The sequence below is a fragment of the Gordonia sp. LMA484 genome, from assembly GCF_058129505.1.
The window spans coordinates 2,654,004-2,680,770 of the sequence record NZ_CM176700.1 but is presented as its reverse complement, the minus strand read 5'-3'; the positions used below and the strand labels follow the sequence as shown (position 1 = coordinate 2,680,770).

Genomic DNA, 26,767 nt, shown 5'->3' with positions numbered 1-26,767 from the left:
TCTCGACCAGTGCGAACACGAGGATGTGGGGTTTGATGCCGAGCAACGACACTCAGGAGGCCGTGGGTCTGACCGATCTGATCCGAGGCGTGATCAAGATGGCGCCTGATGCGCCGAACATGATCAAGCACGCATCGGGCCTCGTCCACCGACCGCCGGAGGCCAAGCGGACGATCGGATCGGTCTTCCAGAAGCTTGCCGCGGCCCATCCCGATCGTCCGTTCATCCGCTTCGAGGGACGTTCGGTGACCTACGGCGAGGTCAATCGTCGGGTCAACCGGTACGCCGCACTGCTCACCGACAACGGCGTCGGATCCGGCGATGTGGTCGCCATCCTGTCCAAGAACAATCCGACGGACCTGATGCTGATGCTGGCCACGGTCAAACTGGGCGCCGTCGCCGGCATGCTGAACTACAATCAGCGCGGAAAAGTTCTGTCGCACAGCGTATCTCTGCTCGATGCCAAAGTGCTCGTGCACGACCCGGACTGCGCCGAGGCGTTCGAGTCGATCCCTGCCGACGTACTTCCCCGGCACGTCTTCGACTTCGCGGAGTTCGACGGCGCGGCCGAGGGGCGATCGGAGGAGAACCCCGCCGTCACCGCGAGCCTGCCGGCGTCGACGAAGGCGTTCTACATCTTCACGTCGGGCACCACCGGCATGCCCAAGGCCAGCGTGATGAGCCACAACAGATGGCTGGCCAATCTCTCCGGCATCGGCGGCCTCGCGGTCCGACTGCGCCACAGCGACACCATGTACGTCCCGCTGCCGCTGTACCACAACAACGCGTTGTCGGTGTCGCTCGGCTCGGTGCTGGCCTCGGGTGCCTGTATCGCGATCGGCCGATCGTTCTCGGCATCCAAGTTCTGGGATGACGTCATCCTCAACCGGGCGACGGCGTTCTGCTACATCGGCGAGCTGTGTCGCTATCTGCTGGCGCAGCCGGAGAAACCCACCGACCGGCAGCATGCCGTCAGGGTGATCATCGGCAACGGGATGCGGGCCGAGATCTGGGACGAGTTCGCCGAGCGATTCGGCATCGAGCGCATCGTCGAGTTCTACGGCGCCAGCGAACTGAATCTCGCATTCGTCAACGCCTTCAGTGTCAAACGCACCGCAGGCTTCTGCCCGCTCCCGCACAAGATCGTCGAGTACGACGACGACGGTGAACCCCGGCGCGACGAAACCGGGCGCCTGACCGAAGTGGGCAGGGGCGGTACCGGATTGTTGATCGCGGAGATCAGTGAACGGGTGCCGCTCGACGGCTACACCGACGCCGAGGCCACCGAGAAGAAAGTGATCCGAGACGCCTTCAAGGACGGCGACGCCTATTTCAACTCCGGTGACCTGGTGCGCGACCAGGGATTCGCGCACATCGCATTCGTCGACCGCCTGGGCGACACCTTCCGCTGGAAGGGTGAGAACGTCGCCACCACCGAGGTCGAGGGGGCGCTGGACTCGTTCGGTCAGATCGCCCAGTCCGTCGTCTACGGCGTCGAGGTCGAGGGAGCGGACGGCAAGGCGGGGATGGCGGCGGTCAAGGTGCGCGACGGCGCCGAACTCGATCCCGCGAAGCTCGCCGACCATCTCCACGACCATCTGCCGTCCTACGCGGTGCCGTTGTTCATCCGGGTCGTCGACGACTTCGAACAGACCTCCACCTTCAAGAGCCGCAAGGTCGAGCTCCGCGACCAGGGATTCGACAAGACCGATGGCGACCCGGTGTACGTGTTGGCAGGTCGCGAGAAGGGATACGTCGACTTCTACGACGACTATCCGGCCGACGTGGCGAACGCGAAGGCACCGAAAGGCTGAGCCTTCCGGTTCTCGGCGGATGCCGAGCGCGCGGAGGTGTCCGGGTTGCCGGTCGTCGAGTGGGTGACGAGCGCAGCGGAGGGCCGGGTGCAGGCCCCTCGTTACCCTGGGAGCCATGCTCTCGACGTTGTGCGGCAAACCCGTCGCCACCGACCGCGCTCTGGTCATGGCCATCGTCAATCGGACACCTGACTCCTTCTACGACAAAGGCGCGAGCTTCACCGACACCGCCGCACAGGCGCGGATCGAACAGGTTGTCGCAGAGGGTGCCGACATCATCGACGTCGGCGGCGTGAAGGCCGGGCCGGGCGACGAGGTGGACGCCTCCACCGAGACCGAACGGGTGGTCCCGATGATCGGGTGGATCCGTGACCGGTTTCCCGGCGTCCTCATCAGCGTGGACACGTGGCGCAGCGAGGTGGCCGAGCGGGCCTGCGACGCGGGTGCCGATCTGATCAACGACACCTGGGCCGGCTTCGACGCGGATCTGGTGAAGGTGGCGGCGGCGCGCGGCGCCGGGATCGTGTGCTCGCACACCGGTGGGGCCACCGTGCGCACCCGCCCGCACCGTGTCGCCTACCGCGATGTCGTCGCCGATGTTGTGGCCGATGTCACCGCAGCGGCCGATCGGGCCGTCGAGGCGGGGGTCGCGCGTGATTCGATCGTGATCGATCCGACACATGATTTTGGCAAGAACACCCATCACGGGCTCGCCTTGTTACGTCAGGTGAACGTTCTTGTTAATACCGGCTGGCCAGTGCTTATGGCGCTGAGCAACAAGGACTTTGTAGGGGAGACTCTGGGTGTGGACCTCGACGACCGGCTGGAGGGAACCTTGGCCGCGACCGCTCTGAGCGCCGCCGCAGGCGCACGGATCTTTCGCGTCCACGAAGTTGCCGCCACCCGCCGCGTGGTCGACATGGTCGCTGCCATCGCGGGGACACGACCGCCCGCCCGAACAGTCAGGGGACTCGCATGACCGAACAGGTACGTCGAACCCAGGCGCGTCGCAAGGCGACCGTCACCAACAATCGCGACAAGACGACCATCTGGCCGACACCCGCCGACACGTTGGGGGCCAAACAGCAGTGGGCGGCCACGAACACCTGGGAGCAGCCCGACTGGACGATCGACGAACTCGTCGCCGCCAAGAACGGCCGGACCGTGTCGGTCGTTCTGCCCGCGCTCAACGAGGAGGAGACGGTGGCCGATGTCATCGCCTCGATCCGGCCGCTGTACGGGACCCTCGTGGACGAACTGATCGTCGTGGACTCCGGGTCCACCGACGCCACCGCGGAGCGCGCGGAGGCCGCCGGAGCGACGGTCGTCAGCCGAGAGGACGCGGTGCCCGAACTCGAGCCCGTGAAGGGCAAGGGTGAGGTGCTGTGGCGGTCGATCGCCGTGGCGACCGGCGACATCATCGCGTTCGTCGACTCCGACCTGATCGACCCGGACCCCATGTTCGTGCCCAAGATGCTCGGACCGCTGTTGATCGATCCGAGGATCCAGCTCGTGAAGGGCTACTACCGACGCCCGCTGCGCACCGGCGGTCAACACGACGCCAACGGCGGCGGCCGGGTCACCGAGCTCGTCGCGCGTCCGCTGTTGGCCTCCCAGCGGCCGGATCTGACCGGCGTGCTGCAACCGCTCGGCGGCGAGTACGCCGGTACCCGTGAGCTGCTCTCGTCGGTGCCCTTCGCACCCGGTTACGGCGTCGAGATCGGACTGCTGATCGACACCTTCGACCGCTACGGACTCCAGGGCATCGGTCAGGTGAACCTCGGGGTGCGGACCCATCGGAATCGTCCGCTGATCGAATTGGGTGTGATGAGCCGACAGATCGTCGGGACCTTGATGCGCCGCTGCGGGATCGAGGACTCGGGTGTGGGTCTGACCCAGTTCACAGCGGAGCCGGACGGATCGTTCACACCGCACACCACCGAGGTCTACCTCGAAGACCGTCCGCCGATGGACAGCATCCTCACCGCTGAGTCCGGTGACGCGGAGATGGCATCCTGACGCTGCCGCGCTGACGTGGTTGTGGCGTCCGTCTGCCACTATGGGTGCCATGCAGACGATGCTGCTGTATCTGCTGATCATGGCCGTGGTGGTGGTCGCAGTCTTCGCCCTGGTGTGGTTCGTCTTCGGCCGTGGCGAGGATCTTCCGCCGCTGGAGCGTGGGACCACCCTGACGCGTCTGCCGCGCGCCGGTATCACCGGTGCCCACGTCCGCGCGCTGGTCTTCCGGCAGACAGTGCGCGGCTATGCACCCGCCGAGGTCGACTGGGCCATGGAGAAACTCGCCCGCGAACTCGACGAACTCCGTGCCGTCGTGCTCGACCTGCAGGCACGCGAGGACGCCGATTCCCCGGCCACCGGAGGCGAACCCGGCCGACGGTGACCGGGCGGGACACGACACGTTCGCGCACGTGTGCGCAGGGGCGGACCCGGCCACCACGTATCATTGTCCTGGCGCTTGCAGCATTTTCGACCGATGCTCCAGGTGTCGTTCCACATCGTGTGGCGGATGCTCTGAAGGGAGTTCGAGAATGGCGGCAATGAAGCCACGTACTGGGGACGGCCCCCTCGAAGCGGCCAAGGAAGGACGTGGAATCGTTGTCCGGATTCCGATCGAGGGCGGGGGACGTCTGGTCGTCGAGCTGACCGCCGACGAGGCCGCGGCATTGGGTGAGGAACTGCGCGGGGTCACCGGCTGAGCACAGAGGGGTATTCGGGCCGAGGCCTGCGTGACGTCGAATCCGCGCTGTGGTGTCCGGTCTGCTCCGCCGGCCTTTCGGTCACCGCCGACGATCGGTCGCTGAGCTGCGCGGCGTCTCATCGATTCGACATCGCCCGGCAGGGATATGTCTCACTCCTCGACGGTCGGTCGACGGCCCACCTCTCCGACACCGGGCCGATGGTCGCGGCCCGGCGTCGGGTCCATGAGGTCGGCCTGTTCGATCCGGTGGCCGAGGCCGTCGCCGACACGGTGGAGGCCACCATCGCCACCGGGGGGCCGGACATGGTCCTCGATGCGGGGGCCGGAACCGGCCACTATCTCCGCGCCACCCTCGATCGACGTGACGAGATGCGTGGCATCGGGCTCGATCTGTCGAAGTACTGCGCCCGCACGATCGCGCGGTCCCATCCCCGTGCCGCCGCCGTGGTCGCCGATGTCTGGCGCCCGCTACCGGTCCGCTCGGGAGCCATCGGTGTTGTGCTGTCGGTGTTCTCACCACGCAACCTGAGCGAGTTCGCGCGGATCCTGGCCCCCGCCGGGGTGATGGTGGTGGTGACGCCCAACCCCGATCACCTGGCCGAGATCATCGGCCCGATGGGCATGCTCACCGTCGGCGAGAACAAAGACCAGCGTCTGCACACCGCCCTCGCCGAGGACTTCACCGTCGTCGAGGAGAGCGTCGTACGGCGGTCCCACGCGGTGGACGCCGCGGTGATCGCGGACGTCGTCGCCATGGGGCCGTCCGCGTTTCACCGCTCAGAGGCGCAGATCCGGTCTGCGGCCCAGTCGCTCGCCGCGGGCAGCACAATCGATCTGACCGTGTCGGTCACGGTCACGACCTGCCGGCCACAGGACAGACGCGAGGTCAGCGCAGGGTGATCCGGTAGACCTCGAGCGTCTGCTCGGCGATCGACGCCCACGAGAACTCCGACTCGGCGCGTTCTCTGCCCGCGCTGCCCATGGCCTGCGCGGCCGCCGGATCGCCGACCACCGCATTGACTGCCTCGGCGAGTCCCATCTCGAACCCTCGGGGATCGACCGGGTCATAGGCCACCAGCCGTCCACTGACCTCGTCGCGGACGACCTCGGGAATTCCGCCGACCGCCGACGCGACCACCGCGGTGCCGCACGCCATCGCCTCGAGATTGACGATCCCGAGTGGCTCGTAGATCGACGGGCACAGGAAAACTGTTGCTGCGGTGAGAATTTCGCGAATTCGCGGTTGGCTGAGCATGTCTCGGACCCAGTACACGCCATCGCGTGACGCGGCGAGTTCGGTGACGGCGCCCTCGATCTCGGCGCCGATCTCCGGGGTGTCCGGCGCTCCGGCGCAGAGCACCAACTGGATCTCGGGGTCGAAATGATGCGCCGCGGCGACCAGATGTGCGACGCCCTTCTGGCGGGTGATGCGCCCGACGAACGCGACGATCGGCCGCCCCGGATCCACCCCCAGCCGTGTCAGCGCCGATTCCGGGCCGAACGGGTCCTCCACGGGATACCAGGACGAGGTGTCGATACCGTTGCGCACCACATGAACCCGCTCGGGGTCGACACGTGGATAGGTGTTGCACACATCGGTACGCATCCCGGAACTGACGGCGATCACCGCGTCGGCGTATTCGATCGAGTTCTTCTCGACCCAGCTCGACACCCGATAGCCGCCGCCGAGTTGCTCGGCCTTCCACGGGCGCATCGGCTCCAGGGAATGAGCGGTCAGGACATGGGGCACGCCGAACAGTTGGCCGGCGAGGTGGCCGGCCAGGCCCGCGTACCAGGTGTGCGAGTGCACGAGGTCGGCGCCCTCCGAACCCATCGCCATCCGAAGATCGGTCGACAGGGTCGTGATCGCCGGATTGGTGCCGGCCAGGCCCGGATCGGGCTGATAGACCTGGGCGGTCTCACGCTCGCGGCCCATGCAGTGCACGTCGACGGTGGCCAAGGCGCGTAGGTGCCGAACGAGTTCGGTGACGTGTACGCCGGCACCGCCGTACACCTCGGGTGGATATTCCCGGGTCATCATCGCCACCCTCATGGCCTCGACGCTAACCTTATCGCCCCGACTTCGCCATCGGTGCCGCAAACTCGGTGGCGGGAGGGTGCGATTCACCTAGCCCCGACGATCGATGACCGTTAAGTTGGAGATTGTGAGATCACAGGCGCACGTGCTCGGAATTGTTCTCGCAGGCGGCGAGGGGAAGCGCCTGTACCCCCTGACGATGGATCGTGCGAAACCGGCGGTGCCGTTCGGCGGCTCCTATCGCCTCATCGACTTTGTCCTGTCCAACCTCGTGAACGCCGGGTACGAACGCATCTGCGTTCTCACGCAATACAAGTCCCATTCGCTCGACCGGCACATCTCGCAGACCTGGTTCTCCTCCGGGTTCCACGGCGAGTACATCACGCCCGTGCCGGCGCAGCAGAGACTCGGTCCGCGGTGGTACACGGGCAGTGCCGACGCCATCTTCCAGTCGATGAATCTGATCACCGACGAGCAGCCCGACTACATCGTCGTGTTCGGCGCCGACCACGTGTACCGGATGGACCCGTCACAGATGGTCGAGGCGCACATCGCGTCCGGCGCCGACGTCACCGTCGCCGGGATCCGCGTGCCGCGTGCCGAGGCAACGGCGTTCGGGTGCATCGATTCCGACGAGGCCGGCCGCATCACGCGATTCCTGGAGAAGCCGAGCGACCCGCCCGGGACACCCGATGATCCCGACGTGACCTTCGCGTCCATGGGCAACTATGTGTTCACGACGGAAGCGCTCGTCGATGCCATCCGGGCCGACGCGGCCGACTCGGACTCCGACCACGACATGGGCGGCGACATCATTCCCGCTTTCGTCCGACGTGACCGGGCCTACGTCTACGACTTCAAGGACAACGAGGTGCCCGGGGAGACCGAGCGCGACAAGGGGTACTGGCGCGACGTCGGGACACTGGATGCGTTCTATGACGCCCACATGGATCTCGTCTCGGTCCATCCCGTCTTCAATCTCTACAACCGCCGCTGGCCGATCCGGGGCGAGACCGTGAACCTGCCCCCGGCGAAGTTCGTGCAGGGCGGGACCGCGCAGGACTCGGTGGTGGGCGCGGGCTGCATCGTCTCGGCCGGGACGGTGAGCGACTCGGTGTTGTCGGCGAACGTGGTGATCGAGGACGGCGCGATCGTCGAGGGCAGCGTCCTGATGCCGGGCGTGCGGGTCGGCAAGGGAGCCGTGGTCCGGCACGCGATCCTGGACAAGAACGTGGTGGTCGGCGAAGGCGTGCAACTCGGCGTCGACGCCGAGGCCGACCGCGAACGATTCTCGGTCAGCGGCGGGGGTGTCGTCACCGTCGGGAAGGGCATCCGGGTCTGAGCGGACCTCGGCTACCGGGCGTTACCGGCCCGGCAGGCCTCGAGCCCGCGCTCGATCAGCACGGGCACATCGATCGTGTCGGTGTTCTCCGGCAGGTCGTCCACCGGCCACCAGGCGAGATCGACGGACTCGTCACTACGCACGATCGGTGGCGGGTCCCCGTTCGGTGTCGGGGCGGCCATCGCCGCGAACCGGACATCGAGGTGACGAGTGGGAACCCCCAGCGAACAGGTGATCGGATGGGTGTGCAGATGCACCGGCCCGGTCGCGAGTTGCAGGGCCGCGATCCCGGACTCCTCCCGGGCCTCGCGGGTGGCGGCGTCGCGCAGGGACTCGTCGGACTCCTCGCAATGACCGCCGAGCTGAATCCATCTGCCCACCCGGGGATGCAGCGTCAGCAGGACATGCGTCAGCGTGGCGTCGAACACGATCGCGGACGCCGTGATGTGTCCGGGTTCGCTCGCCCGCAGACACCCGTCGCGTGCCGCATCGAGGAACGCCAGATAGGTGTGCCGTAGCGAATCCTGTTCGGCATCGGGTGCCGTCCATGACCGCAGCGTCGCGATCGTCGACGAGTGCAGTGATTCGGCGCTCATCGCTCGATCACCAGGCCGTCGGTGTTCGCCGGCGGCCGCGTCCCCGCGGCGTCGAGTGGGTGACCGATCGCGACGGCGCCCAACGGTTCCCACCTGGCGTCGAGATCCAGTACATCTCGGACGACCTCGGGGGCGAAGATCGTCGAACCGACCCAGCAACTCCCGACTCCCCGGACCGACAGAGCGACCAGCAGCGCCGACACGGCGCCGCCGGCGGCCACCGTGAACATCGTGTGCTCCGCGGCTCTGCGCCGCTCGTCGGGGTAGTCATGCGCCCCGTCGGGCACCAGGAACGGTATGACCAACTCGGGTGCGTCGTAGAGGATCTGACCGCGCCGAAGGCGCTTGACGATCGATTCGGGCGACTTGGCGTCGTTCTCGAGATCGGTGCGCCACGAGCGTGCCATCTCGTCCAGCAGACGAACGCGACGATCCGACGAGCGGACCCACACGAACCGGACCGGATGGGTGTGATGTGGTGCCGGCGCCGTGAGCGCCTCCGCGAATGCCGCGTGCATGACCTCGGGTTCGACCGGACCGGGGGCGAACGCGCGGACCGACCGGCGCGTCAGCAGTGCCTCCCGCCGACCCAGGTCGATCGCCTCGGCGGTGCCGAGGCGGAACAGGTCCTCGGCCGCGGGGCGGACGAGGTCGGCGGCACGGGAGCCGTCGTCGATCGGTGACAGACCACGCACCACGGCGACGGGGACACCGCCGAGCTTGCCCTTGACGAGATCCCCGGCGGCGGCGATCTCGTCGGCAACGGCGATGTCGGTCACGATGAGCGGATTGCCATACGCGTCGACCGAACCGTCGTAGGGATGCGACACGGCGATGCCCGCCGAGCCGATGGCGACGTCGGTCTGCCCGTTGCGCCACGCCCGTCCCATGGTGTCGGTGACGACCACCGCCACCTCGAGACCACCGATCTCGGCGATCCGCTGCCGCAGTGCGGCCGCACTGGCGTCGGGATCGAGCGGCAGCAGGGCAAGCTGGTCGGTGGCCACGTTCGACCCGTCCACACCGGCCGCGGCCTGCACCAGGCCGTTGCGATTCTCGGTGATCAACGTGCGGTTCTTGCGGGCGAGGACCCGGACCGACTCGTCGGCGATCAGCTTACGGCGCAGCGCATCCCGCTCATCGGGATCGGTCGGGGCGCTGACCATGCGGCCCTCGACCTTGGAAAAGATCTTGCTGGTCACCACCACGACGTCACCGTCGGCGAGCCATGGCGCGGCCGCGAGCAGTTCGGTTGCCACGTCGACACCGGGGCCGAACTCGCCGAGCCCGGTCACCGGGCGGATCTCCAGGGCGGCGCGTGTTCCGTGGTCGGGGTGTGGGTCGGTCGTCACCGCGCGGTCCCCGTCGAGGCGGCGCCGATGTTGTGATCCGGCATCGGCACACCCACCAGGGCGCAGGCGTCGCGAACCATCTGTGCGGTCGTCGCCGGGTCGGTCATCAGAAGTGGTGCGGTGTCCACCGTGATGCCCTCGACGGCCCCGTGGTCGCCGTCGGCGATCAGCCAGGCATCCAGGACCCCGTTGCCGCTACGGGCGCCGTAGTGCGCCGCGATGGCCTCGGCCGTGGTCTCGACGCCGATCACCGACAGACATTCGTCGGCCATTCCCCGCAGCGGTCGGTTGTCGATGACCGGGGAGATGCCCACCACGGGCGCCGACGTGGTCCTCAGCGCGCTGCGGATTCCGGGCACGCTGACGATCGCGCCGATGCTGACCACGGGATTGCTCGGCGCGAACAGGACGACGTCGGCCTCGGTGATCGCCTCCACCACGCCGGGGGCCGCCGTTGTGTCGTCGGAGCCGACCTGAGCGAAGCCGAATGTGGGTATCTGTGCGCGATGTCGGACCCACCACTCCTGGAAGTGGATTGCGACGCGCTCACCTTCGTCGCCGTCGGGTTTGGCCACCACCACATGGGTCTCGTGCCGATCGTCGGTTGCCGGGAGCAGGCGGACGCCGGGTTGCCAGCGCCGGCTCAGGGCAGCGGTCACGTCGGACAATCGGTAGCCCGCGTCGAGCATCTGCGTGCGGATGAGGTGGGTCGCCAGATCACGGTCGCCGAGGCCGAACCAGTCCGGGTCGGCTCCGTAGGCGGCCAGTTCCTCCTTGGCGTGCCAGGTCTCGCCGACACGACCCCAACCGCGATCGCGATCGATACCGCCACCGAGGGTGTACATGCAGGTGTCGAGGTCGGGGCAGATCCGTACCCCGTGCATCCAGGCGTCGTCTCCGACGTTGACGATCGCGGTGATCGAATGCTCTCGGTCGTCCGGTTGATCGGGCCCGGAGTCGCCGTCGGTGGCAGGTTCGACGGGGTCGGGAAATGGCGTGGCCCCGAGCAATTCCCGGACACCGGACAAAAAGCGGGCGCCACCGACGCCGCCGACGAGGACCGTCACCTTCATCCCGTTCACTCTAGGGCATGTCCCCGGTGCCTCTTTGCCGGCCTTGGGGCTCGCCGGCGGCCCCTCGGCGGCGTTGTGCTCGGTTACGACGGCTCATGCCATCGGCGAGTCGGCTGCCCCCGGACGACCGACTCCGCCGAACCTCGCAAGGAGGCTGGACACACCACGGCGGCCACCGATCGGGCGGGTCGATCGCGGTGGCCGAAATGCATCGACGGTGGTCAGCGCGGCCGACGGCGGGAGAAAGTTGGAGTCGACGGCCGATTCGCTACCATGGGAGGCGATTTCGGGGGAGGAGATCGCAGATCTGTGACATTGCTGATGTCCTCGATCCGTGTCCGTGTCGAACCGAGGGACTTCTTGAGACTGATGGTATTAAGGAATCTTTCGGTTTAACTTGACCGCAGTGGCCCATCACGTGTGTAATCACATCAGTGTCATTCTGGGTTTGAGATCGAGAATCGATGGAGCACAACGCTTTCGATCATACGTTCGAATGACCCGGCGGGTTGGAGTACCCCAGGCACTACGGTGAAGATCGATGGTGTGGGCAGATGTGGTGGAGCGGCGAGGTGGCCGCGCTGCCGTTTGACTGAAACTGACAGACTCTCGAGCTAGGAGGCGCCGACGATGGCTTTTGAGAACCCGATCGGCAATCCCCTTGAACCACGCAATGTTTCCGATCCTTTCGGCGTCGCACTGCCGATCAGTCGGGCAGATGAACTGGCCGGCGTCGAAGCGGGAGTCAATCCGCTTGCGCCGTCGGGTGATTCACTGATGTCGTCGGCTGTGGGCGGTGACACTGCCGACCAGTCCGACAATTCACCGTGGCCGCAGAGGCGCCATCTTTCCTTGGTGCCCAACGACTTCGATGATCTCTTCGAGTCGATTGAAGAGCAGTGGCAAGACCGGGCGCTGTGTGCCCAGACCGACCCCGAGGCGTTCTTCCCGGAGAAGGGTGGGTCGACCCGCGAGGCCAAGCGCATCTGTCAGGGATGCGAGGTCAAGTCGGAGTGCCTGGAGTACGCCTTGCACAACGACGAGCGATTCGGCATCTGGGGCGGTCTCTCCGAGAGGGAACGCCGCCGCCTGAAGCGCGGCATCATCTGACTCGAGCGCGTCATCACCTGACTGGCGCGACGGCGGACGCTCCATCGCCGGGGCGGGGTGTCCCCGAGCTCTGAGCTCGCGGGTGGGCGGTCGGCCGCGCCAGTGTCGTTGTCAGCGCGGGTGCCGCGACTCTCACTCGGAGTCGTCGGGCCCGTTGTCGATGGTGTCCTCGTCGACGCCCAGGTGCGTGGCCACCTGCTGGACAAGCACCTCGTGAACCAGCTCCAGGAGATCGGCGCCCCGTTTGGCGCGGATCTCGAGGGGGCGCCGGAACAGGATGATCTGGGCCCGTGTCGGGTGTCCGTGGACATCGATGCCCGCCGGGATGAGCCGGGCGAGGGGGATCGCGCCGTCGGCGGTGACCTCGTCGGGCCACTGGATGGAATCCGGGTCCCGCGGCAACATTCGTGGGATGTCGTCGACCGCGATGTCGAGACCCGCCAGCTGATCGTGCCACCGGGCATCGATTTCCGCGAATGCCTCGAGTGCGATCACATCGAACGAATCGGCCCTGCTCGTGAACGCCGGCACCGATTGCGGCAGCAGTGGAGACCTCAGTCCGCGTCCGCGCCGATCACGAATCCGGACCAGTCGCGTCGGCCGCCGGGTCGTCGCCGGCCGCGGATCGCCCCCACGCCCGCGCGCGTCGGTGGCCCGACCTCTCGGATCCTGCGCACGAGGTCGAGGTTCGTCGGCGCGACCACGGGAGGGTCGTGGCGGATCGAAGCGCATGACGCGAGTCTAGGGCATGTCTGCCCTGGGGATTCGCCACGCCGCGGTCGTGCGTGGGGCTCCGGTTTCGCGACGGATGCGTGTCGCCACCGGCGTGAACCGGCCGCCGGGGATAACCTCGACTGCGTGAAGCTTCCCCGACAGTGCTGCAGGCCCGGCTGCGCTCGTTCCGCGGTGGCTACCCTGACCTTCGTCTACGCGGAGTCGACGGCGGTGATAGGTCCACTGGCCAGTAGTGCAGAGCCGCACTCGTGGGATCTCTGTGACGATCATGCGCGGCGGATCACGGTTCCCCGTGGCTGGGAGATGTTGCGCAGCGAGCGCGGCTTCTCCGCCCCGATCGCCGAGGATTACGAGTTGACCGCGCTCGCCGAGGCGGTGCGCGAGGTCGGCGGTGCCGATCGGGTCGACGTCTCGCCGGGATTCCCCGATTTGTTCGACGGGCTCGACGAGGCACCGGCCGGTCGCCATCGCTCGAACCGTCCCGCCGCGTCGGGGACGGAGACACCGTCATCCGGTGACAGCGGCGTGCGGCGGGCACCGCATTCGGCACGTCCGCGACCGGGCCGCCGCGGTCACCTGCGCGTGCTGCCCGACCCCATTGACTGAGACCGGGGCATCCCCATCGGCGCGGTGCCGGGTGTACGGGGCCTTCGGTGGTGACAGGCGTGCGCGCGGTCGGCCGATCGCGTGGCTAGGGTAGGTGTCATGCGTACCGGTGCCCCCGATCTCGATGATGTCGAGGAACTGATCGCGGCGGACGTGGATGGTCTCCTCCCTTCGGTGGCCCTGGCCGGCGCGCAGGTCCGATCGGTGGCCGAGGCGCAACGCGAAGGAGTGCTCGAGCCGCTGACCCAACTCCGCCCCCGCAGTGTGGTCATCGTGTACGGGACGACCGGGGCGGCGTCGCCGGCCGCACAGTTCGTGACGGCCGTCGTCGGCGCGCGCGTCGACGTCCCCATCGTCTGTGCGCCGGCGCTGCCCGGCTGGATCGGGCCGCTCGACGTGGTCGTGCTGGCCGGTGACGACGCCGGCGATCGGGTGCTCGCCGACGCCGCTGCACGCTCATTGCGACGCCGCGCCGAGGTGGTGGTCGCCGCGCCGATCGAAGGTCCTCTTCGAGATGCCCTGGGCGGCAGTGGGATCGACCTCTCGCCCCGGATTCCGGTGGACCCGCGGTTTCGGTTTCCGGGCTTCGTCGCCGCGCTGTTCGCGGTATTCGTGTCGCTGACGCAGGTCCGCTTCACCGGCAACGTGCCCGAGGTGGCCGACCTCGCCGATGCCCTCGACGGCGAGGCCGGGGCGAACCATCCACGCAACGAGAGCTTCCACAACCGCGCCAAGATGCTCGCGACCCGGCTCGACGGCCGCCCGGTCCTGTGGGTCGGGGACACGGCGGGCGCCGCGGTGGTGGCTGCGCAGGCGGCCCGGGCGCTGATCGCGCTGGCGGGGGTCATCAGTGCGGTCGCCGAGATCGGTGACGCCATCCGGACGGTTCGGGAATGGTCCGAGCGCACGGGTTCGGCGGCCACGGACTCGATCTTCTACGACCCGGAGATCGACGGCCCAGCACCGGAGGGGCCACCCCGGGTGTTCGCGACCACCACGGCCTCGCGCGAGTGGTACGTCCGGCGGCGCATGGCGGCGATCGGCGATCTCGACGTGTTGACCGGCGATGGGGTCGAGCCGACGGGTGAGGGTGCACCGACTCCGCAGAACCATGCGCCCGACGAGGTGACCGGTGACTCGCCGACTGATCTGCTGCCCGTGTTGTTGTTGATGTTGCGAATCGAGATGGCTGCCGTGTATCTCCGGCTGATCAGGACCTGAGGTGATGAGAACTCTTGAGGGGGTCGTGCGCCCCTACGCGTGGGGATCGCGCACCGCGATCGCGTCGTTGCGAGGGTTGCCGGTGCCGTCGCCGCACCCGGAGGCCGAACTCTGGTTCGGCGCCCATCCGGCCGGTGCGGCGGCATGTCTGGACACCGACGGATCGGTGGACACCGACCTGCTCAGTGCGATCGACGCCGATCGGAGCGCGATGCTCGGCGATCGGATCGTCGACACGTTCGACGGTCGGCTGCCGTTCCTGATCAAGATCCTCGCCGCGGAAGAACCGCTGTCGCTGCAGGCACATCCGAGTGCGGCGCAGGCACGCGAGGGGTTCGATCGGGAGAATGCGCAGGGTCTGCGGATCGACGCACCCGACCGCAACTATCGCGATCCATGGCACAAACCCGAATTGATTGTCGCGATCACCGAATTCGAGGCACTCGCCGGTTTCCGTGATCCGCACGCGACGGTCGAACTGCTCCGCGAACTCCAGGTCTCCGAACTCGATCCCTTCCTGGGGATGCTGGCCGGCCAGCCCGACTCGGAGGGTCTGCGGGCGCTGTTCACCACGTGGCTGACCTTGCCCGACGCATCCATCGCCACGCTCGTGCCCGCGGTGCTCGGCGGCGCGGTGAACCTGCTGAGCGCGGGCGCGGCGCCCCACTTCGCCGCGGAACTCCGGACCGTCCTCGAGCTGGGCGAGGATTACCCACGCGACCCCGGCGTACTCGCGTCCTTGTTGCTCAACCGGATTCACCTCGAGCCCGGCGAAGCGCTCTATCTGCCCGCGGGCAACCTGCACGCCTACCTTCGCGGGACGGGCGTCGAGATCATGGCCAACTCGGACAACGTGCTGCGCGGGGGACTCACGCCGAAACACATCGACGTCCCGGAGTTGCTCCGGGTGCTCGACTTCACCCCGGTCGGGGTCGGTGAGCTCACCCCGCCGGTGCGCACCGTCGGTGCCGAACGGATCTACCTCAGTGCCGCACCGGAGTTCCGGCTCTCCCGCGTGGAACTCGACGGGACCGGGTTGCTGTACGCGTCGTCGATCTGCTTCGACATGCCGGGCCCGCAGATCCTGGCCGTGCTGTCGGGCACCATCGACGTTCGCCCGATGGGCGGCACGGCGATCACCGTGCGTGCCGGACAGGCGGTCTGGGTCGGCGATGCCGAACCCGACGTCGTGGTCCACGCCGCGTCGTCGCGAGCGGTGTTCTTCCGCGCGTTGGTACCTCTCGGCGTGCCTGGCTGACGACGGCCGTCAGCGGCCGAGGAATGTCCATTCCTCCGGCGTGGCGACCATGGTGACCGCCACCCGCTCGTTCGGCGTCGTCACCGAGATGTCCTGAGGTGCGCGCGGATCCTGCCGGACGATCACCGCCGCGTCGGGGACGAGTTCGTGCACCCGGGGGTCTCCGGGGGCCAGCACGCTGAGATGGGTGGTGTGGGGTTCGGCGGGTGGCGCGGTCACGCCGTCGAAGATGACGACACGATGGCCGACCGGGGCGTGCACCCGGTCCGAACCGAGCGCGAGTCGCCGGAGGTCGCCGACCTTGCCGATCAGGTCCTGCCACAGATCGGGGCGGATCGTGTGAACGGTCACCGTCGCCCCGATGGCGACCGCACGCAACGTGACCTGGGCCACCACCTGCGGGCCCGCGGCGATGGCGACCGATCCGACGTCCGGACCGAGCAGTGGGACCGCGACGGCGCGTCCGCTGTGATCGGCGCCCACCAGCTGACCACAACCGCCGGCGGGCAGTGCGAGCAGCCGGACGAGCTGGTCGGCCTCCTCGCCGCGCAGCGCGCGGACGTGCTTGTCGAGGCGTGCCGGGATCGCGATCGGCAAGCCGGCGGTCAGTGCGTCGAAGTGGTGGCCGTCGAGCGCGGTGAGGCCGGGCGGGAGGGGATCGGCCGTACGCCCCGCGGCGGGAAGTTCGGCGTATCGGACGATGCCGCGGACCTCCAGGACGCCGTCCGCGTCGTGGCGTAGCCGCAGAGTGGCGGTGGTCGACAGTGCCGTGTTGACCCAGACCGTCGAGAGCACCGACGCGATCGCATCGGGTTCGATGGCCGCGCTGCGGAATCGGAGCTCGCCCGCGCGGATCGAGTCCCAGTCCTCGTCCATGTCGTCGAGGGATGCGCCCTCGGACAGCTCCGTGGTCAGCGTGGTGATCTCCGCGCCACCGAGAACCGACACCCGAAGACCGCTCTCGGACAGGCGGTTGGCGACCCGGCGCGTGGTGATCGTCGCCGTCCGCAGGGCGCCGACGGCTCCGCCTCCGCGGCGGGCGACCGCATCGGCGCAGTCGAGGGGATTCAGCCTGAGCACCACCAGGACCGATCGGTGCGCGGTGGCCGCCAACGGCCCGAGGGTGCGGTGATAGGTCTCTGCGACGGGACCCCCGCCCCAGCTGCGGATGCCATGGCTGATCACCTCGATCGAATCGAGGCGGATGTCGAACGGGTTGATGCATTCCGCGAGCGCGGACAGCGGCACCAGCTGACCGGTCGGGTCGGCGACGCCCGCATGACCCGGCGTCAGATAGGTTGCAGCCGGTGACCCCGGGGACACCCGGAGCACCGTGATCAGCGTGTCACCGACCCAACGCGCCCCGATGGTGTCGCCGCCGGGCGACGGTGTGCGTAGCGTGGTCGTCTGTGGCCCCGCCGGGATGTCGAACGATGCGGGGGCCAGATCCGTGGACCGTCGGCGCGCCCTGGCCCAACCGAACCCGAGCCGCTGTGAGAACCGATCAACCGCCGATCCCCGGCCCCGGAACGGGAGCAGGGCGATCGCTGCCACGCCCGCGACAACCAGTGCGATCCAGCCTGTTTCGGCGCCGCTGACCGCCCAGGCGATCACACCGACGGCGAGGATTACCTCGATCACGACCAGCGTCTGCAACGGTAGACGTCGCCGCGGGTGGCGGTCGCGGGCCGACTGGTGCTCGCCCGCCGCGCCCGTGTGTGCGCCACGGTCCGTCGGTGTGGCCGGTGCACGCACGGCCGTGGGCGCGCCTCGCATCGCCAATGGAACCCCCCTCAGTTCTCACGGGTGACAGGCGCGACACCCGTGGAAATGTATCGGCTACGCTACTACGCGGCGAAACGTCGGTGGCCACGCGATACTCGGGCACCGACGGCGCGCCCTGTCTGCCATGCAGTCGAAGGGGGGACGATGGCTCGGCAGCTCACCACCAAGGCCCAGGTGAACGGGTACCGCTTTCTGCTGCGCCGGCTCGAACACGCGCTGGTACGGCGAGACGTGCGCATGCTGCACGATCCGATGCGCTCGCAGGTGCAGGCGCTAATGGTCGGCACGGTCCTGGCTCTGCTCGTGCTCGGCGGATGCGGTGTATGGGGCCTGGTCAGGCCGCAGGGGTCGGTCGGTGACGCGAAGATCGTGGTCAGCAAGGACTCCGGCGGCAACTATGTTCTCGTCGACGGGACCCTGCACCCAGTACTCAACCTCGCCTCGGCCCGCCTGATCACCGGCAGCAGTGAGTCACCGAAATCCGTCGGTGACGGCAAATTGGCCGGCTATCCGCGCGGGCCCCTGCTCGGCATACCCGGTGCTCCCGCCGCGTTGCAGTCCTCTGCCCACGGTGGTCGGTCCTACTGGACGGTCTGCGACACGTCCACGATCTCCGCGGAGATGTCCGGCGAGTCCATCGCCCTGACCGTCATCGGTGACCGACCCGCGCTGGGTGATGCGATCCGCACCGCGGGGGCAGCCGATGCGGTGTACGCCACCAGCGCAGGGCAGACCTTCCTCATCTACACCGTGCAGCGTGACGGCAGGCCCGTAGCGGTTCGTGCCGCGGTGGACACCGACAGCGTGCCGGTGATGCGCGCCCTGGGTCTGGAGGGTGCCACCCCCCGCGAGGTGAGTGCCGGCCTGCTGAACACCTTTCCCGAGGTCGACCCCATCGCCGTGCCAGAGATCGATGGTGTGGGTCGGCGTGGTGCGCTGGACGTCGACGACGTACGGGTCGGATCGGTGGTCAAGGCCGTCGGCATCGACGATCAGACGACCTATTACGTGGTGCTGCGCGACGGGGTCCAACAGATCGGCGAGACCACGGCCGAGATCCTCCGGCTCGCCGACCGCGACGGCAGCGCTCCGGTGCCCACCGTCGCACCGGGACAGGTCGCGGCCAGCCGTACCTCATCCAGGCTTCCGGTCGACGACTTCCCGCGACGCACACCTAATCTTGTGGATGTGGGGTCGGCGAAAACCCTGTGCCAGGCATGGTCCAGAGGCACCGACGATGCCGGCGCGACCACCCGATTCCTGATCGGGCGGGCCCTGCCTCTACCCGATGACGCGCACCCGGTCACCGTGACCACCTCGGATGGTCCCGGCCCGGGGGTCGATCAGGTTTATCTGCGCCCCGGGTCAGGTGAGTACATCCAGGTGACCGGCTCGGAGCCGGACAGTGACCGGGCCGAATCCCGCTATTACATCAGTGATTTCGGCATCCGGTTCGGCGTCGCCGACGCCGGGACCGGGCAGGTCCTGGGCTTGGGGGACAGCCCGACGAGGGCGCCGTGGTCGGTGATCTCCCTGCTCGCCCCCGGGCCCGCACTCTCGCGGACAGCCGCACTGGTGTCGCACGACGGTATGGCACCCGACGACGGCGGCCGAGCCATCTCGCAACCGGAGAACTGAGTAGCCTCGCGGGGAACGAGCGGTGCGTCATCCCTGCGGTCCCTGAGGAGCCTTGCGGGGAACGAGCGGTGCGTCATCCCTGCGGTCGAGCGGTGCGTCATCCCTACGGTCCCTGAGGAGCCTCGCGAGGAACGAGCGGTGCGTCACGAAGGGCCCTTCGTGACGCATCCTCGCAGGCTCGGAGGCTCCTCAGGGAGCGGGTGTGTCGCTGGTGAGTTGGGGTTTTCGGGGCCCTTCGTGACGCTTCCTCGCAGGCTCGGAGGCTCCTCAGGGACCGGGGCCGGCCTCGCAGGCTCGGAAGCTCCTCAGGGACCGGGGCCGGCCTCGCAGGCTCGGAGGCTCCTCAGGACCGGGGTGTATCGCTGGCGGGCGTTCGCGCGAGGAAGCCGGGAGTCTTCTCGCCGTGCCGCCGAATGGTCAGGACGTCAGCGGCCCGCCGACGATGTTGGACACGATGCCTCGGATGACCCGGGTGCCGTCCTCGGACCGCAGTTCGTCATACCAGGCGGCGGTGGCGTCGGGATCCTTGGCGTGCGTCACGTCGCAGCGCTTGCGGGCCCGTAGGACGAGCTCGCCGGCGCGTTCGGTGCGGGCCTGCTCGTAGGCCGCGAGTGCGGCATGGACGTCGTCGGGGTTGTCCTTGACGGCGAACTGCAGAGCGACGGCATCCTCCATGGCCGAGCAACCGCCCTGACCGATGTCGGGGGTGGTGTTGTGGGCGGCGTCCCCGAGGACCGCGACCCGGCCCTTCACCCAGGTGTGGAACGGATCCAGGTCGAGGATCTCCACCCGGTTGGTCGTGGCGGGGTCGAGCTTCTCGATCAGCCGTTGTACGCCGGGCGCCCAGTCGGCAAAGGTCTCTCCGAGAACCTCACGGGCCGAACCACGTTCGTAGGGCACGCCCTCGGGCATGGTCACGTCGAAGAAGAAGTAGAAACGGTTGCCGGCGATCGGCATCACCGACACACGTTTGCCGTCACCGACATAGGTGGTCCACTCGGTGGCCGGGCCGATGGCCTCGTCGACGTCGACGAGGCCGTTGAAGTTGACGTAGCCGGCATAGCGGCGTTCGACGGGATGTCCGAGGACGTACTCGCGGGTCAGCGACTTCGCGCCGTCCGCCCCGATCACCAGGTCGCCGGAAGCCGTGGTCCCGTCGGCGAATTCGACGGTTGCTGCGTCGGGACCGTCGGTGACCGAGACCATCTTCTTGCCGAAGTTGATGTCGTCGATGCCGTAGGCGCGCATCAACATCAACTGCAGTTCTGCGCGTGCGACCGGATACGGCCGCTGGCCGACCTCGTCGATCAGCGGCTGCATGCTGAAGCGGCACATCGTGTCGCCGGTGAACGCGTCGATGTAGGACATCGTGTCGACGATGCCGCCGAGTTCGGCCGTCTCACGCTCGAGGCCGAGATGGTTGAGACATTTGACTCCGTTGGACCACACCGAGATCGCGGCACCCACGGGTTTGTTCTCGGTGACCTGCTCGTAGACCTCGACATCGAGTCCGATGTGCTTGAGCGCGATCGCAGCGCTGAGTCCGCCCATTCCGGCGCCGATGATGACAGCCTTCACCTCGTGATGTCCCTTCTCTCCCGCGTCGTCGTCCCCGACGGGTGAGTCAAGGCTAAGACCGACCGTGCGAGACCGCAGTGTGGCGTACGCGCCGACGTCCCGTGCCGTACGTGCTAAGACCCCTCGGTCACACGGTCATGCGGTGGCGACGCCTGCGGTGAGGCGGCGGACCGTCTGTTCCCACTGCGCGATGATTGTCTCGAGGTCGAGCCCGACGATGTCGCGCAGGTGTCGCACCGAGGATGCGTTGAGCGGGGCTTGCACGGCGATCGCGACGACATCGAGATGGTCGCCGAACCCCAGCTCGCGCAACAGAATCTGTACATGTCGATTGGAGGCCGCCCACACCGGGTGGGTCATCAGGTCACCGCCCGCGCCCGCGGCCTCGATCAGGATGTCCAGATGATCCGAGGTGAGCTTGAGGCGGGCCCGGCCGTAGGCGAGCAGTCGATCCAGCGGCGGTGCGCCGGGACCGAGGGGCTGGGGCCCGAACAGGAAACCACGCTGGATCTCGGATTCAGAATGGTCGAGCAGCGCCAGCATCAATCCGGTCCGACTGCCGAACCGGCGAAAGACAGTGCCCTTGCCGACGCCGGCCTCGCGAGCGACGGCATCCATGGTGACGCCGGCCGCGCCGTGGTTGTCGATGAGGTTCTTGGCGGCAGCGAGCAGGAGCCGCCGGTTGCGCGCGGCATCGGCCCGCTCGGAATCCGCCCGCTCGGAGAGGTCGCCGGAGGCGCGTAGGGGTATGAGACCACCGTCGGGACCGAGGGACACGTGACGAGCGTAACGCTTGGTCGGAACCGGAATTAATCGGACTGAAGTCCGGTTGATTTGTTTCGATCAGCTAAACATCGAAAGGGAGCATTGTGACCGTACGAAACGTGAAGATCGTCGCGCTCGTGGGAAGTCTCCGCAAGGAGTCGATCAATCGTCAGTTGGCGCAGGTGGCGGCCGAGAATGCGCCCGCGGGCGCCACGGTGACCATCGTGGAGGGCCTGGGGGAGTTGGCGTTCTACAGCGAGGATCACGACCCGTCCATCACAGGCGATGCCGTCCTCCCGGCCGGCGTGGCCGCTCTCCGTGAGACCGTCGGTGCCGCCGATGCCGTGCTCGTGGTCACACCGGAATACAACGGCACCATCCCTGCCGTGCTCAAGAACGCCATCGACTGGCTCTCGCGGCCGTACGGCGCCGGGGCACTCTCCGCCAAGCCGGTCGGCGTCATCGGCGCGGCACTGGGACGGTATGCGGGCACCTGGTCGCGTGAGGACACCCGCAAGTCCGTCGGTATCGCCGGCGGCCGGGTGATCGAAGATGTCGAGGTCGGTGTCCAGACCTCCACGCTCGGCGATCAGGGCCTCGCCGATCCCGAGCTCGTCGCACAGGTCGTCGCTGCGGTCAATCGTCTCGTCGACGAGGTGGCCGTCGCCGCCTGATCCGGTCCGCACAGTACTGTCGACGCACCGCCGCGAGCCCCCCGGGGCCGCGGCGGTGCGTCTTTTCTCCGGTGCCTGTGGAGCATTCTGCGGACACCTTGTGGACAGTCGGGGGACAACGTGTGGACGACACGCCGGACACGCCCGGCTTCACGATCGTGCATGCCCGCGACCTGCGACTTTCACGAATGTTATTCACAAGTTGTTGTGGTGGGTCGAAATGTCAGCCACAAGGTGTAGTGTTTTGGACACCAACATGGCCGACAACGTACATCGATGTGATTATGCGGAGAACGCCAGCAAGACGGTGATCTGGATCACTTTCTTCACGTTGGGAAAGTGTCCGTCGCCACGGATCGTTGAACGTCGTATGCGGTGAACGTGCGACGCCCGGCGAGGTCGGGGAGACGCGGGTTCGCTCCCGTGCGGAGCGAACGGTGAAGGCCCGTCCGGGGCCGGAGCCGGCCAGAGTGAGAAGACAGTAGAACGCGACACGACGACCCGAGACAGACGACTCCGACGCGGACCATCGGCCACGACGATGCGGCGGCCCGCGCAGAACGATCCAGCACACAGCCTGATCCAGCAAGGAGAACTTTGATGGCCATCACCGTCTACACCAAGCCCGCCTGCGTCCAGTGCAATGCGACCTACAAGGCCCTCGACAAGCAGGGCCTGGACTACGAGGTCGTCGACATCAGCACCGATGACGAGGCCCGCGACTACGTGATGGCACTCGGTTACCTGCAGGCTCCCGTGGTGGTCGTCGGCGACGAGCACTGGTCGGGTTTCCGCCCGGATCGCATCAAGGCGTTGGCGACCGCTGCCGCCTGATCGGCCCCACCGGGCGGTGACGATCCGACGGGGAAGCCGGATCATCGCACCGCGACATCCAGACGCATCGGAAACGAACTGACGGGGAGGTGGACGACATGGCAGACGAATCGCCGTTGCTCGTGTACTTCTCCTCGGTCTCGGAGAACACCCACCGGTTTGTCGAGAAGCTCGGGATGCGCGCCGTGCGCATCCCGGTGATCGACCGCACCGGTGGGTTCACCGTCGGTGAGCCCTACGTTCTGGTCTGCCCGACCTATGGAGGCGGCAAGGCGTCGGGCGCATCCGGTGGGTTCGTCCCGAAGCAGGTCATCAAGTTCTTGAACAACGAGCACAACCGCGCGCTGATCCGCGGCGTGATCGCGGCCGGCAACACGAACTTCGGTGAGGAGTTCTGCCACGCCGGTGACATCATCTCGCGCAAATGCGCGGTGCCCTATCTCTATCGATTCGAGCTGATGGGCACCACGGACGACGTCGATCGGGTACAGGCCGGCCTCGCGGACTTCGCACACAGCCCGGCGTTCCTCGATCCGCGGGCCGAACTCAGCGCCGCACACGCCTGAACTGTCGGACCCGCCGAGTAGCGTTTTTCACATACAAATCCTCAATCTGCCAGGAGTCTTTCGTGTCGCCAACCGCCGCACCCGTCTCGGACACCGCCTCGGCCAGCCGGTCCGGTCTGCACGCCGGCCCGTCGGGGCATGAGCCCGGCGAGCTCGACTACCACGCGCTCAACGCGATGCTGAACCTGTACGACGCGGACGGCAACATCCAGTTCGACAAGGACCGCGAGGCGGCCCATCAGTACTTCCTGCAGCACGTCAACCAGAACACGGTGTTCTTCCACGACCTCGACGAGAAGCTCGACTACCTCGTCGAGGAGAACTACTACGAGCCCGAGGTGCTCGCGAAGTACGACCGTGAATTCGTGAAACTCCTTGTGGGCCATGCCTATTCGAAGAAGTTCCGGTTCCCGACGTTCCTGGGTGCGTTCAAGTACTACACCAGCTACACGCTCAAGACCTTCGACGGGAAGCGCTACCTCGAACGGTTCGAGGACCGGGTCTGCATGGTGGCGCTCACCCTCGCCGACGGCGACACCGCGCTCGCGCGCAACCTCGTCGACGAGATCATCGAGGGCCGGTTCCAGCCGGCCACCCCGACGTTCCTCAACTCGGGTAAGAAGCAGCGCGGTGAGCCGGTCAGCTGTTTCCTACTTCGCATCGAAGACAACATGGAATCCATTGGGCGATCGATCAATTCGGCTCTCCAGCTGTCCAAGCGGGGCGGCGGTGTGGCTCTTCTGCTGAGCAACATCCGCGAGCATGGCGCGCCGATCAAGAAGATCGAGAACCAGAGCTCGGGTGTCATCCCGATCATGAAGCTGCTGGAGGACTCGTTCTCCTACGCCAACCAGCTCGGTGCCCGCCAGGGAGCCGGTGCGGTGTACCTGCACGCCCATCACCCGGACATCTACCGCTTCCTGGACACCAAGCGGGAGAACGCCGACGAGAAGATCCGCATCAAGACGCTGTCACTGGGTGTGGTGATTCCCGACATCACCTTCGAGCTGGCCAAGGCCAACGACGACATGTACCTGTTCAGCCCGTATGACGTTGAGCGTGTCTACGGGGTCCCGTTCGCCGACGTCAACGTGACCGACAAGTATCACGAGATGGTCGAGGACAAGCGGATTCGCAAGACCAAGATCAAGGCTCGCGAGTTCTTCCAGACCCTCGCCGAGCTGCAGTTCGAATCGGGTTACCCGTACATCATGTTCGAGGACACGGTGAACCGGGCCAACCCGATCGACGGCAAGATCACCCACTCCAACCTGTGCTCGGAGATTCTGCAGGTCTCCACCGCGTCCGAATTCAACGACGACCTGTCCTACTCGCACATCGGCAAGGACATCTCCTGCAACCTGGGGTCGTTGAACATCGCGAAGACGATGGATTCGCCGGACATCGGTCAGACGATCGACACCGCGATCCGTGGCCTGACCGCGGTCAGTGATCAGACGGCGATCACCTCGGTGCCGTCGATCGAGAAGGGCAACAACGACTCCCACGCCATCGGTCTCGGCCAGATGAACCTGCACGGCTATCTCGCCCGTGAGCGGATCTTCTACGGCAGTGAAGAGGGTGTCGACTTCACGAACATCTACTTCTACACCGTGCTGTTCCATGCGTTGCGGGCGTCGAACAAGATCGCCCGTGAGCGCGGTCGCGCGTTCGCCGGATTCGAGCGCTCGAAGTACGCCAGCGGCGAGTTCTTCGACAAGTACACCGAGAAGGTGTGGGAGCCGCAGACCCAGAAGGTGCGGGATCTGTTCGGCGGGGCCGGTATTCACATTCCCACCCAGGACGACTGGCGTGCCCTGAAGGCCGATGTCGCACGCGACGGCATCTACAACCAGAACCTGCAGGCCGTCCCGCCGACCGGGTCGATCTCCTACATCAATCACTCGACGAGTTCGATCCACCCGGTGGCGGCCAAGGTCGAGATCCGCAAGGAAGGCAAGATCGGTCGCGTCTACTATCCGGCGCCGTACATGACCAACGACAACCTGGAGTACTACCAGGATGCGTATGAGATCGGGTACGAGAGGATCATCGACACCTACGCGGCGGCCACCCAGCACGTCGACCAGGGGCTCAGTCTCACGCTGTTCTTCAAGGACACCGCCACGACCCGCGAGGTCAACAAGGCGCAGATCTACGCGTGGCGCAAGGGAATCAAGACGCTCTACTACATCCGACTGCGCCAGATGGCGTTGGAGGGGACCGAAGTGGAGAACTGCGTCTCGTGCATGTTGTGACGAGAGTCGATGATGGGTGCTGACGAGTGGCTGCAGGTGATCCGTGACGAAGGCGCACGGATCACCGCCACCGATGTCGCCGACCTCACCAATCCCGTGGCGTCGTGCCCGGGGTGGACCGCGGCCGACCTGATCGTCCATGTCGGCGCCGTGCACCGGTGGGCGACCGCGCACCTGTCCGGGGACACGGACGGCGCGCGGGCCGGCTATGCGAACGCGAAGCGGCCCACGTCGGGGCCGGAGCTGCTCGATTGGTATCGCGAGTCCCTGGACGCGCTGATCGATGCACTCGACGTCAGCGATCCCGCGGCGCCGACGACGAGCTTCGTCGGTGACGTGACCGTGGCCTTCTGGTATCGGCGACAGGCGCACGAGCTGTCGGTGCACCGCTGGGATCTCGACACCGCCGTCCGGCCGGGCCGTGAACGACCCATACCCGGTGAGGTGGCGATCGACGGTATCGCCGAATGGCTCGAGGTCTTCGTCCCCCGGTTTCTGAAACGGCGTGGCGTGCCGCCCGAATTGGTCGGCCGCACCGTCCATCTGCACGCGGGCGACGTCGAGGGCGGCGAGTGGTTGCTGACGCTGACGCCCGAGGGCCTCGACCACGTTCGGGTGCACGCCAAGGCCGAGGCCGCAGTGCGAGGGTCGGCGTCGGACCTGCTCCTGGCGGTCTGGCATCGGCGGCGCCTCGCCGACATGGACGTGGTGGGCGACCGTGCGGTCGCCGACGACGTTCTCGACCTCGTCCACGTCACCTGAGTCCCACGTCATCCGAACCGGCCCGACCACCGAGACAATCGCA

Annotated in this window: 25 protein-coding genes; 17 read left to right on the top strand and 8 right to left on the bottom strand. The window is 67.2% G+C overall.

All coding sequences use genetic code 11. The annotated features are described in order from the left end of the window. The first annotated feature begins 35 nt into the window (after positions 1–35). The 6 genes from AC4AMJ_RS11735 to AC4AMJ_RS11710 all read left to right on the top strand — a co-directional run bounded on the left by AC4AMJ_RS11735 (position 36) and on the right by AC4AMJ_RS11710 (position 5,433). The gene (locus AC4AMJ_RS11735) at positions 36–1,814 is read left to right on the top strand and encodes a long-chain-acyl-CoA synthetase (RefSeq protein WP_489896412.1); all 1,779 of its coding nucleotides are present in this window, start codon (positions 36–38) and stop codon (positions 1,812–1,814) included. Positions 1,815–1,929: 115 nt separating this feature from the next. Continuing rightward, the gene (gene folP / locus AC4AMJ_RS11730) at positions 1,930–2,793 is read left to right on the top strand and encodes a dihydropteroate synthase (protein WP_489896411.1); all 864 of its coding nucleotides are present in this window, start codon (positions 1,930–1,932) and stop codon (positions 2,791–2,793) included. After that, entirely contained in the window at positions 2,790–3,833 is a 1,044-nt protein-coding gene (locus AC4AMJ_RS11725) for a glucosyl-3-phosphoglycerate synthase (protein ID WP_489918108.1), read from the top strand. The genes folP and AC4AMJ_RS11725 overlap by 4 nt, the downstream gene beginning before the upstream one ends. Positions 3,834–3,882: 49 nt before the next feature. Then, entirely contained in the window at positions 3,883–4,215 is a 333-nt protein-coding gene (locus AC4AMJ_RS11720) for a DivIVA domain-containing protein (RefSeq protein WP_489918107.1), read from the top strand. Positions 4,216–4,363: 148 nt separating this feature from the next. After that, positions 4,364–4,531, top strand: a complete 168-nt coding sequence (locus tag AC4AMJ_RS11715) for a DUF3117 domain-containing protein (protein ID WP_004019232.1) — start codon at positions 4,364–4,366, stop codon at positions 4,529–4,531. Then, the gene (locus AC4AMJ_RS11710; protein WP_489918418.1) at positions 4,528–5,433 is read left to right on the top strand and encodes a putative RNA methyltransferase; all 906 of its coding nucleotides are present in this window, start codon (positions 4,528–4,530) and stop codon (positions 5,431–5,433) included. The genes AC4AMJ_RS11715 and AC4AMJ_RS11710 overlap by 4 nt, the downstream gene beginning before the upstream one ends. Here the strand turns inward: AC4AMJ_RS11710 and glgA are convergent. Further along, positions 5,420–6,586, bottom strand: a complete 1,167-nt coding sequence (gene glgA / locus AC4AMJ_RS11705) for a glycogen synthase (protein WP_489918106.1) — start codon at positions 6,584–6,586, stop codon at positions 5,420–5,422. The genes AC4AMJ_RS11710 and glgA overlap by 14 nt on opposite strands. A 112-nt stretch (positions 6,587–6,698) precedes the next feature. Between glgA and glgC the strand changes: the two genes are divergently transcribed. Continuing rightward, positions 6,699–7,913 carry a glucose-1-phosphate adenylyltransferase gene (glgC, locus tag AC4AMJ_RS11700; protein WP_489896407.1) on the top strand — a complete coding sequence of 405 codons (1,215 nt, stop codon included), beginning with the start codon at positions 6,699–6,701 and terminating at the stop codon, positions 7,911–7,913. 11 nt (positions 7,914–7,924) lie between these two features. Here glgC and AC4AMJ_RS11695 read toward each other — a convergent pair whose 3' ends face one another. From AC4AMJ_RS11695 to cofD, 3 genes are read right to left on the bottom strand one after another with little or no spacing between them, the layout of a single operon-like run. Continuing rightward, complete coding sequence (locus AC4AMJ_RS11695; protein WP_489918105.1) at positions 7,925–8,509, bottom strand: NUDIX hydrolase; 585 nt, start codon at positions 8,507–8,509, stop codon at positions 7,925–7,927. Next, positions 8,506–9,861 carry a coenzyme F420-0:L-glutamate ligase gene (locus tag AC4AMJ_RS11690; protein ID WP_489896405.1) on the bottom strand — a complete coding sequence of 452 codons (1,356 nt, stop codon included), beginning with the start codon at positions 9,859–9,861 and terminating at the stop codon, positions 8,506–8,508. The genes AC4AMJ_RS11695 and AC4AMJ_RS11690 overlap by 4 nt, the downstream gene beginning before the upstream one ends. Then, positions 9,858–10,934, bottom strand: coding sequence for a 2-phospho-L-lactate transferase (gene cofD, locus AC4AMJ_RS11685; protein WP_489918104.1), 1,077 nt, complete (start codon positions 10,932–10,934; stop codon positions 9,858–9,860). Before cofD ends, AC4AMJ_RS11690 begins: the two co-directional genes overlap by 4 nt. An 852-nt stretch (positions 10,935–11,786) precedes the next feature. On the opposite strand from cofD, the gene AC4AMJ_RS11680 reads away from it, so the two are divergent. Continuing rightward, a complete protein-coding gene (locus AC4AMJ_RS11680; RefSeq protein ID WP_489900968.1) occupies positions 11,787–12,044 on the top strand; it encodes a WhiB family transcriptional regulator in 258 nt (85 codons plus the stop codon). Positions 12,045–12,176: 132 nt separating this feature from the next. Here the strand turns inward: AC4AMJ_RS11680 and AC4AMJ_RS11675 are convergent, their stop codons facing one another. Then, positions 12,177–12,776 (bottom strand): metallopeptidase family protein, encoded by a 600-nt coding sequence (locus AC4AMJ_RS11675; RefSeq protein WP_489896404.1) that lies wholly within the window; start codon positions 12,774–12,776, stop codon positions 12,177–12,179. 126 nt (positions 12,777–12,902) lie between these two features. Here AC4AMJ_RS11675 and AC4AMJ_RS11670 point away from each other — a divergent pair, with 126 nt between their 5' ends. From AC4AMJ_RS11670 to manA, 3 genes are all read left to right on the top strand, one after another. Beyond that, positions 12,903–13,385, top strand: a complete 483-nt coding sequence (locus tag AC4AMJ_RS11670; protein WP_489896403.1) for a DUF3499 domain-containing protein — start codon at positions 12,903–12,905, stop codon at positions 13,383–13,385. Positions 13,386–13,484: 99 nt separating this feature from the next. Continuing rightward, a complete protein-coding gene (locus tag AC4AMJ_RS11665) occupies positions 13,485–14,606 on the top strand; it encodes a hypothetical protein (RefSeq protein ID WP_489896402.1) in 1,122 nt (373 codons plus the stop codon). Positions 14,607–14,610: 4 nt separating this feature from the next. Beyond that, positions 14,611–15,864 carry a mannose-6-phosphate isomerase, class I gene (manA, locus tag AC4AMJ_RS11660; protein WP_489896401.1) on the top strand — a complete coding sequence of 418 codons (1,254 nt, stop codon included), beginning with the start codon at positions 14,611–14,613 and terminating at the stop codon, positions 15,862–15,864. 9 nt (positions 15,865–15,873) lie between these two features. Here manA and eccE read toward each other — a convergent pair whose 3' ends face one another. Then, positions 15,874–17,619, bottom strand: a complete 1,746-nt coding sequence (eccE, locus tag AC4AMJ_RS11655; RefSeq protein WP_489918103.1) for a type VII secretion protein EccE — start codon at positions 17,617–17,619, stop codon at positions 15,874–15,876. A gap of 174 nt (positions 17,620–17,793) precedes the next feature. Between eccE and eccB the strand changes: the two genes are divergently transcribed. Further along, positions 17,794–19,287 carry a type VII secretion protein EccB gene (eccB, locus tag AC4AMJ_RS11650; protein ID WP_489918102.1) on the top strand — a complete coding sequence of 498 codons (1,494 nt, stop codon included), beginning with the start codon at positions 17,794–17,796 and terminating at the stop codon, positions 19,285–19,287. Between the two features lie 417 nt (positions 19,288–19,704). Here the strand turns inward: eccB and hpxO are convergent, their stop codons facing one another. Further along, positions 19,705–20,865, bottom strand: coding sequence for an FAD-dependent urate hydroxylase HpxO (hpxO, locus tag AC4AMJ_RS11645; protein ID WP_489896398.1), 1,161 nt, complete (start codon positions 20,863–20,865; stop codon positions 19,705–19,707). Between the two features lie 135 nt (positions 20,866–21,000). Beyond that, entirely contained in the window at positions 21,001–21,642 is a 642-nt protein-coding gene (locus AC4AMJ_RS11640) for a TetR/AcrR family transcriptional regulator (RefSeq protein ID WP_489896397.1), read from the bottom strand. Between the two features lie 92 nt (positions 21,643–21,734). Here AC4AMJ_RS11640 and AC4AMJ_RS11635 point away from each other — a divergent pair, with 92 nt between their 5' ends. From AC4AMJ_RS11635 to AC4AMJ_RS11615, 5 genes are all read left to right on the top strand, one after another. Continuing rightward, complete coding sequence (locus tag AC4AMJ_RS11635; protein WP_489896396.1) at positions 21,735–22,304, top strand: NAD(P)H-dependent oxidoreductase; 570 nt, start codon at positions 21,735–21,737, stop codon at positions 22,302–22,304. 600 nt (positions 22,305–22,904) lie between these two features. After that, a complete protein-coding gene (locus AC4AMJ_RS11630) occupies positions 22,905–23,138 on the top strand; it encodes a redoxin NrdH (protein ID WP_489896395.1) in 234 nt (77 codons plus the stop codon). Between the two features lie 98 nt (positions 23,139–23,236). After that, positions 23,237–23,704, top strand: coding sequence for a class Ib ribonucleoside-diphosphate reductase assembly flavoprotein NrdI (nrdI, locus tag AC4AMJ_RS11625; protein ID WP_489896394.1), 468 nt, complete (start codon positions 23,237–23,239; stop codon positions 23,702–23,704). A gap of 62 nt (positions 23,705–23,766) precedes the next feature. Further along, positions 23,767–25,962, top strand: a complete 2,196-nt coding sequence (gene nrdE / locus AC4AMJ_RS11620; protein WP_489896393.1) for a class 1b ribonucleoside-diphosphate reductase subunit alpha — start codon at positions 23,767–23,769, stop codon at positions 25,960–25,962. A 9-nt stretch (positions 25,963–25,971) separates the two neighbouring features. After that, on the top strand, positions 25,972–26,724 hold the full coding sequence (locus tag AC4AMJ_RS11615) for a maleylpyruvate isomerase family mycothiol-dependent enzyme (RefSeq protein ID WP_489896392.1): 753 nt from the start codon (positions 25,972–25,974) through the stop codon (positions 26,722–26,724). The last annotated feature ends 43 nt before the right edge of the window (positions 26,725–26,767 follow it).

Coding starts and splice junctions, on each gene's coding strand:
- AC4AMJ_RS11735 (WP_489896412.1), top strand. CDS start 36: ATGCCGAGCAACGACACTCAGGAGGCCGTGGGTCTGACCGATCTGATC.
- folP (WP_489896411.1), top strand. CDS start 1,930: ATGCTCTCGACGTTGTGCGGCAAACCCGTCGCCACCGACCGCGCTCTG.
- AC4AMJ_RS11725 (WP_489918108.1), top strand. CDS start 2,790: ATGACCGAACAGGTACGTCGAACCCAGGCGCGTCGCAAGGCGACCGTC.
- AC4AMJ_RS11720 (WP_489918107.1), top strand. CDS start 3,883: ATGCAGACGATGCTGCTGTATCTGCTGATCATGGCCGTGGTGGTGGTC.
- AC4AMJ_RS11715 (WP_004019232.1), top strand. CDS start 4,364: ATGGCGGCAATGAAGCCACGTACTGGGGACGGCCCCCTCGAAGCGGCC.
- glgA (WP_489918106.1), bottom strand. CDS start 6,586: ATGAGGGTGGCGATGATGACCCGGGAATATCCACCCGAGGTGTACGGC.
- AC4AMJ_RS11695 (WP_489918105.1), bottom strand. CDS start 8,509: ATGAGCGCCGAATCACTGCACTCGTCGACGATCGCGACGCTGCGGTCA.
- cofD (WP_489918104.1), bottom strand. CDS start 10,934: ATGAAGGTGACGGTCCTCGTCGGCGGCGTCGGTGGCGCCCGCTTTTTG.
- AC4AMJ_RS11675 (WP_489896404.1), bottom strand. CDS start 12,776: ATGCGCTTCGATCCGCCACGACCCTCCCGTGGTCGCGCCGACGAACCT.
- AC4AMJ_RS11665 (WP_489896402.1), top strand. CDS start 13,485: ATGCGTACCGGTGCCCCCGATCTCGATGATGTCGAGGAACTGATCGCG.
- manA (WP_489896401.1), top strand. CDS start 14,611: ATGAGAACTCTTGAGGGGGTCGTGCGCCCCTACGCGTGGGGATCGCGC.
- eccB (WP_489918102.1), top strand. CDS start 17,794: ATGGCTCGGCAGCTCACCACCAAGGCCCAGGTGAACGGGTACCGCTTT.
- AC4AMJ_RS11630 (WP_489896395.1), top strand. CDS start 22,905: ATGGCCATCACCGTCTACACCAAGCCCGCCTGCGTCCAGTGCAATGCG.
- nrdI (WP_489896394.1), top strand. CDS start 23,237: ATGGCAGACGAATCGCCGTTGCTCGTGTACTTCTCCTCGGTCTCGGAG.
- AC4AMJ_RS11615 (WP_489896392.1), top strand. CDS start 25,972: ATGATGGGTGCTGACGAGTGGCTGCAGGTGATCCGTGACGAAGGCGCA.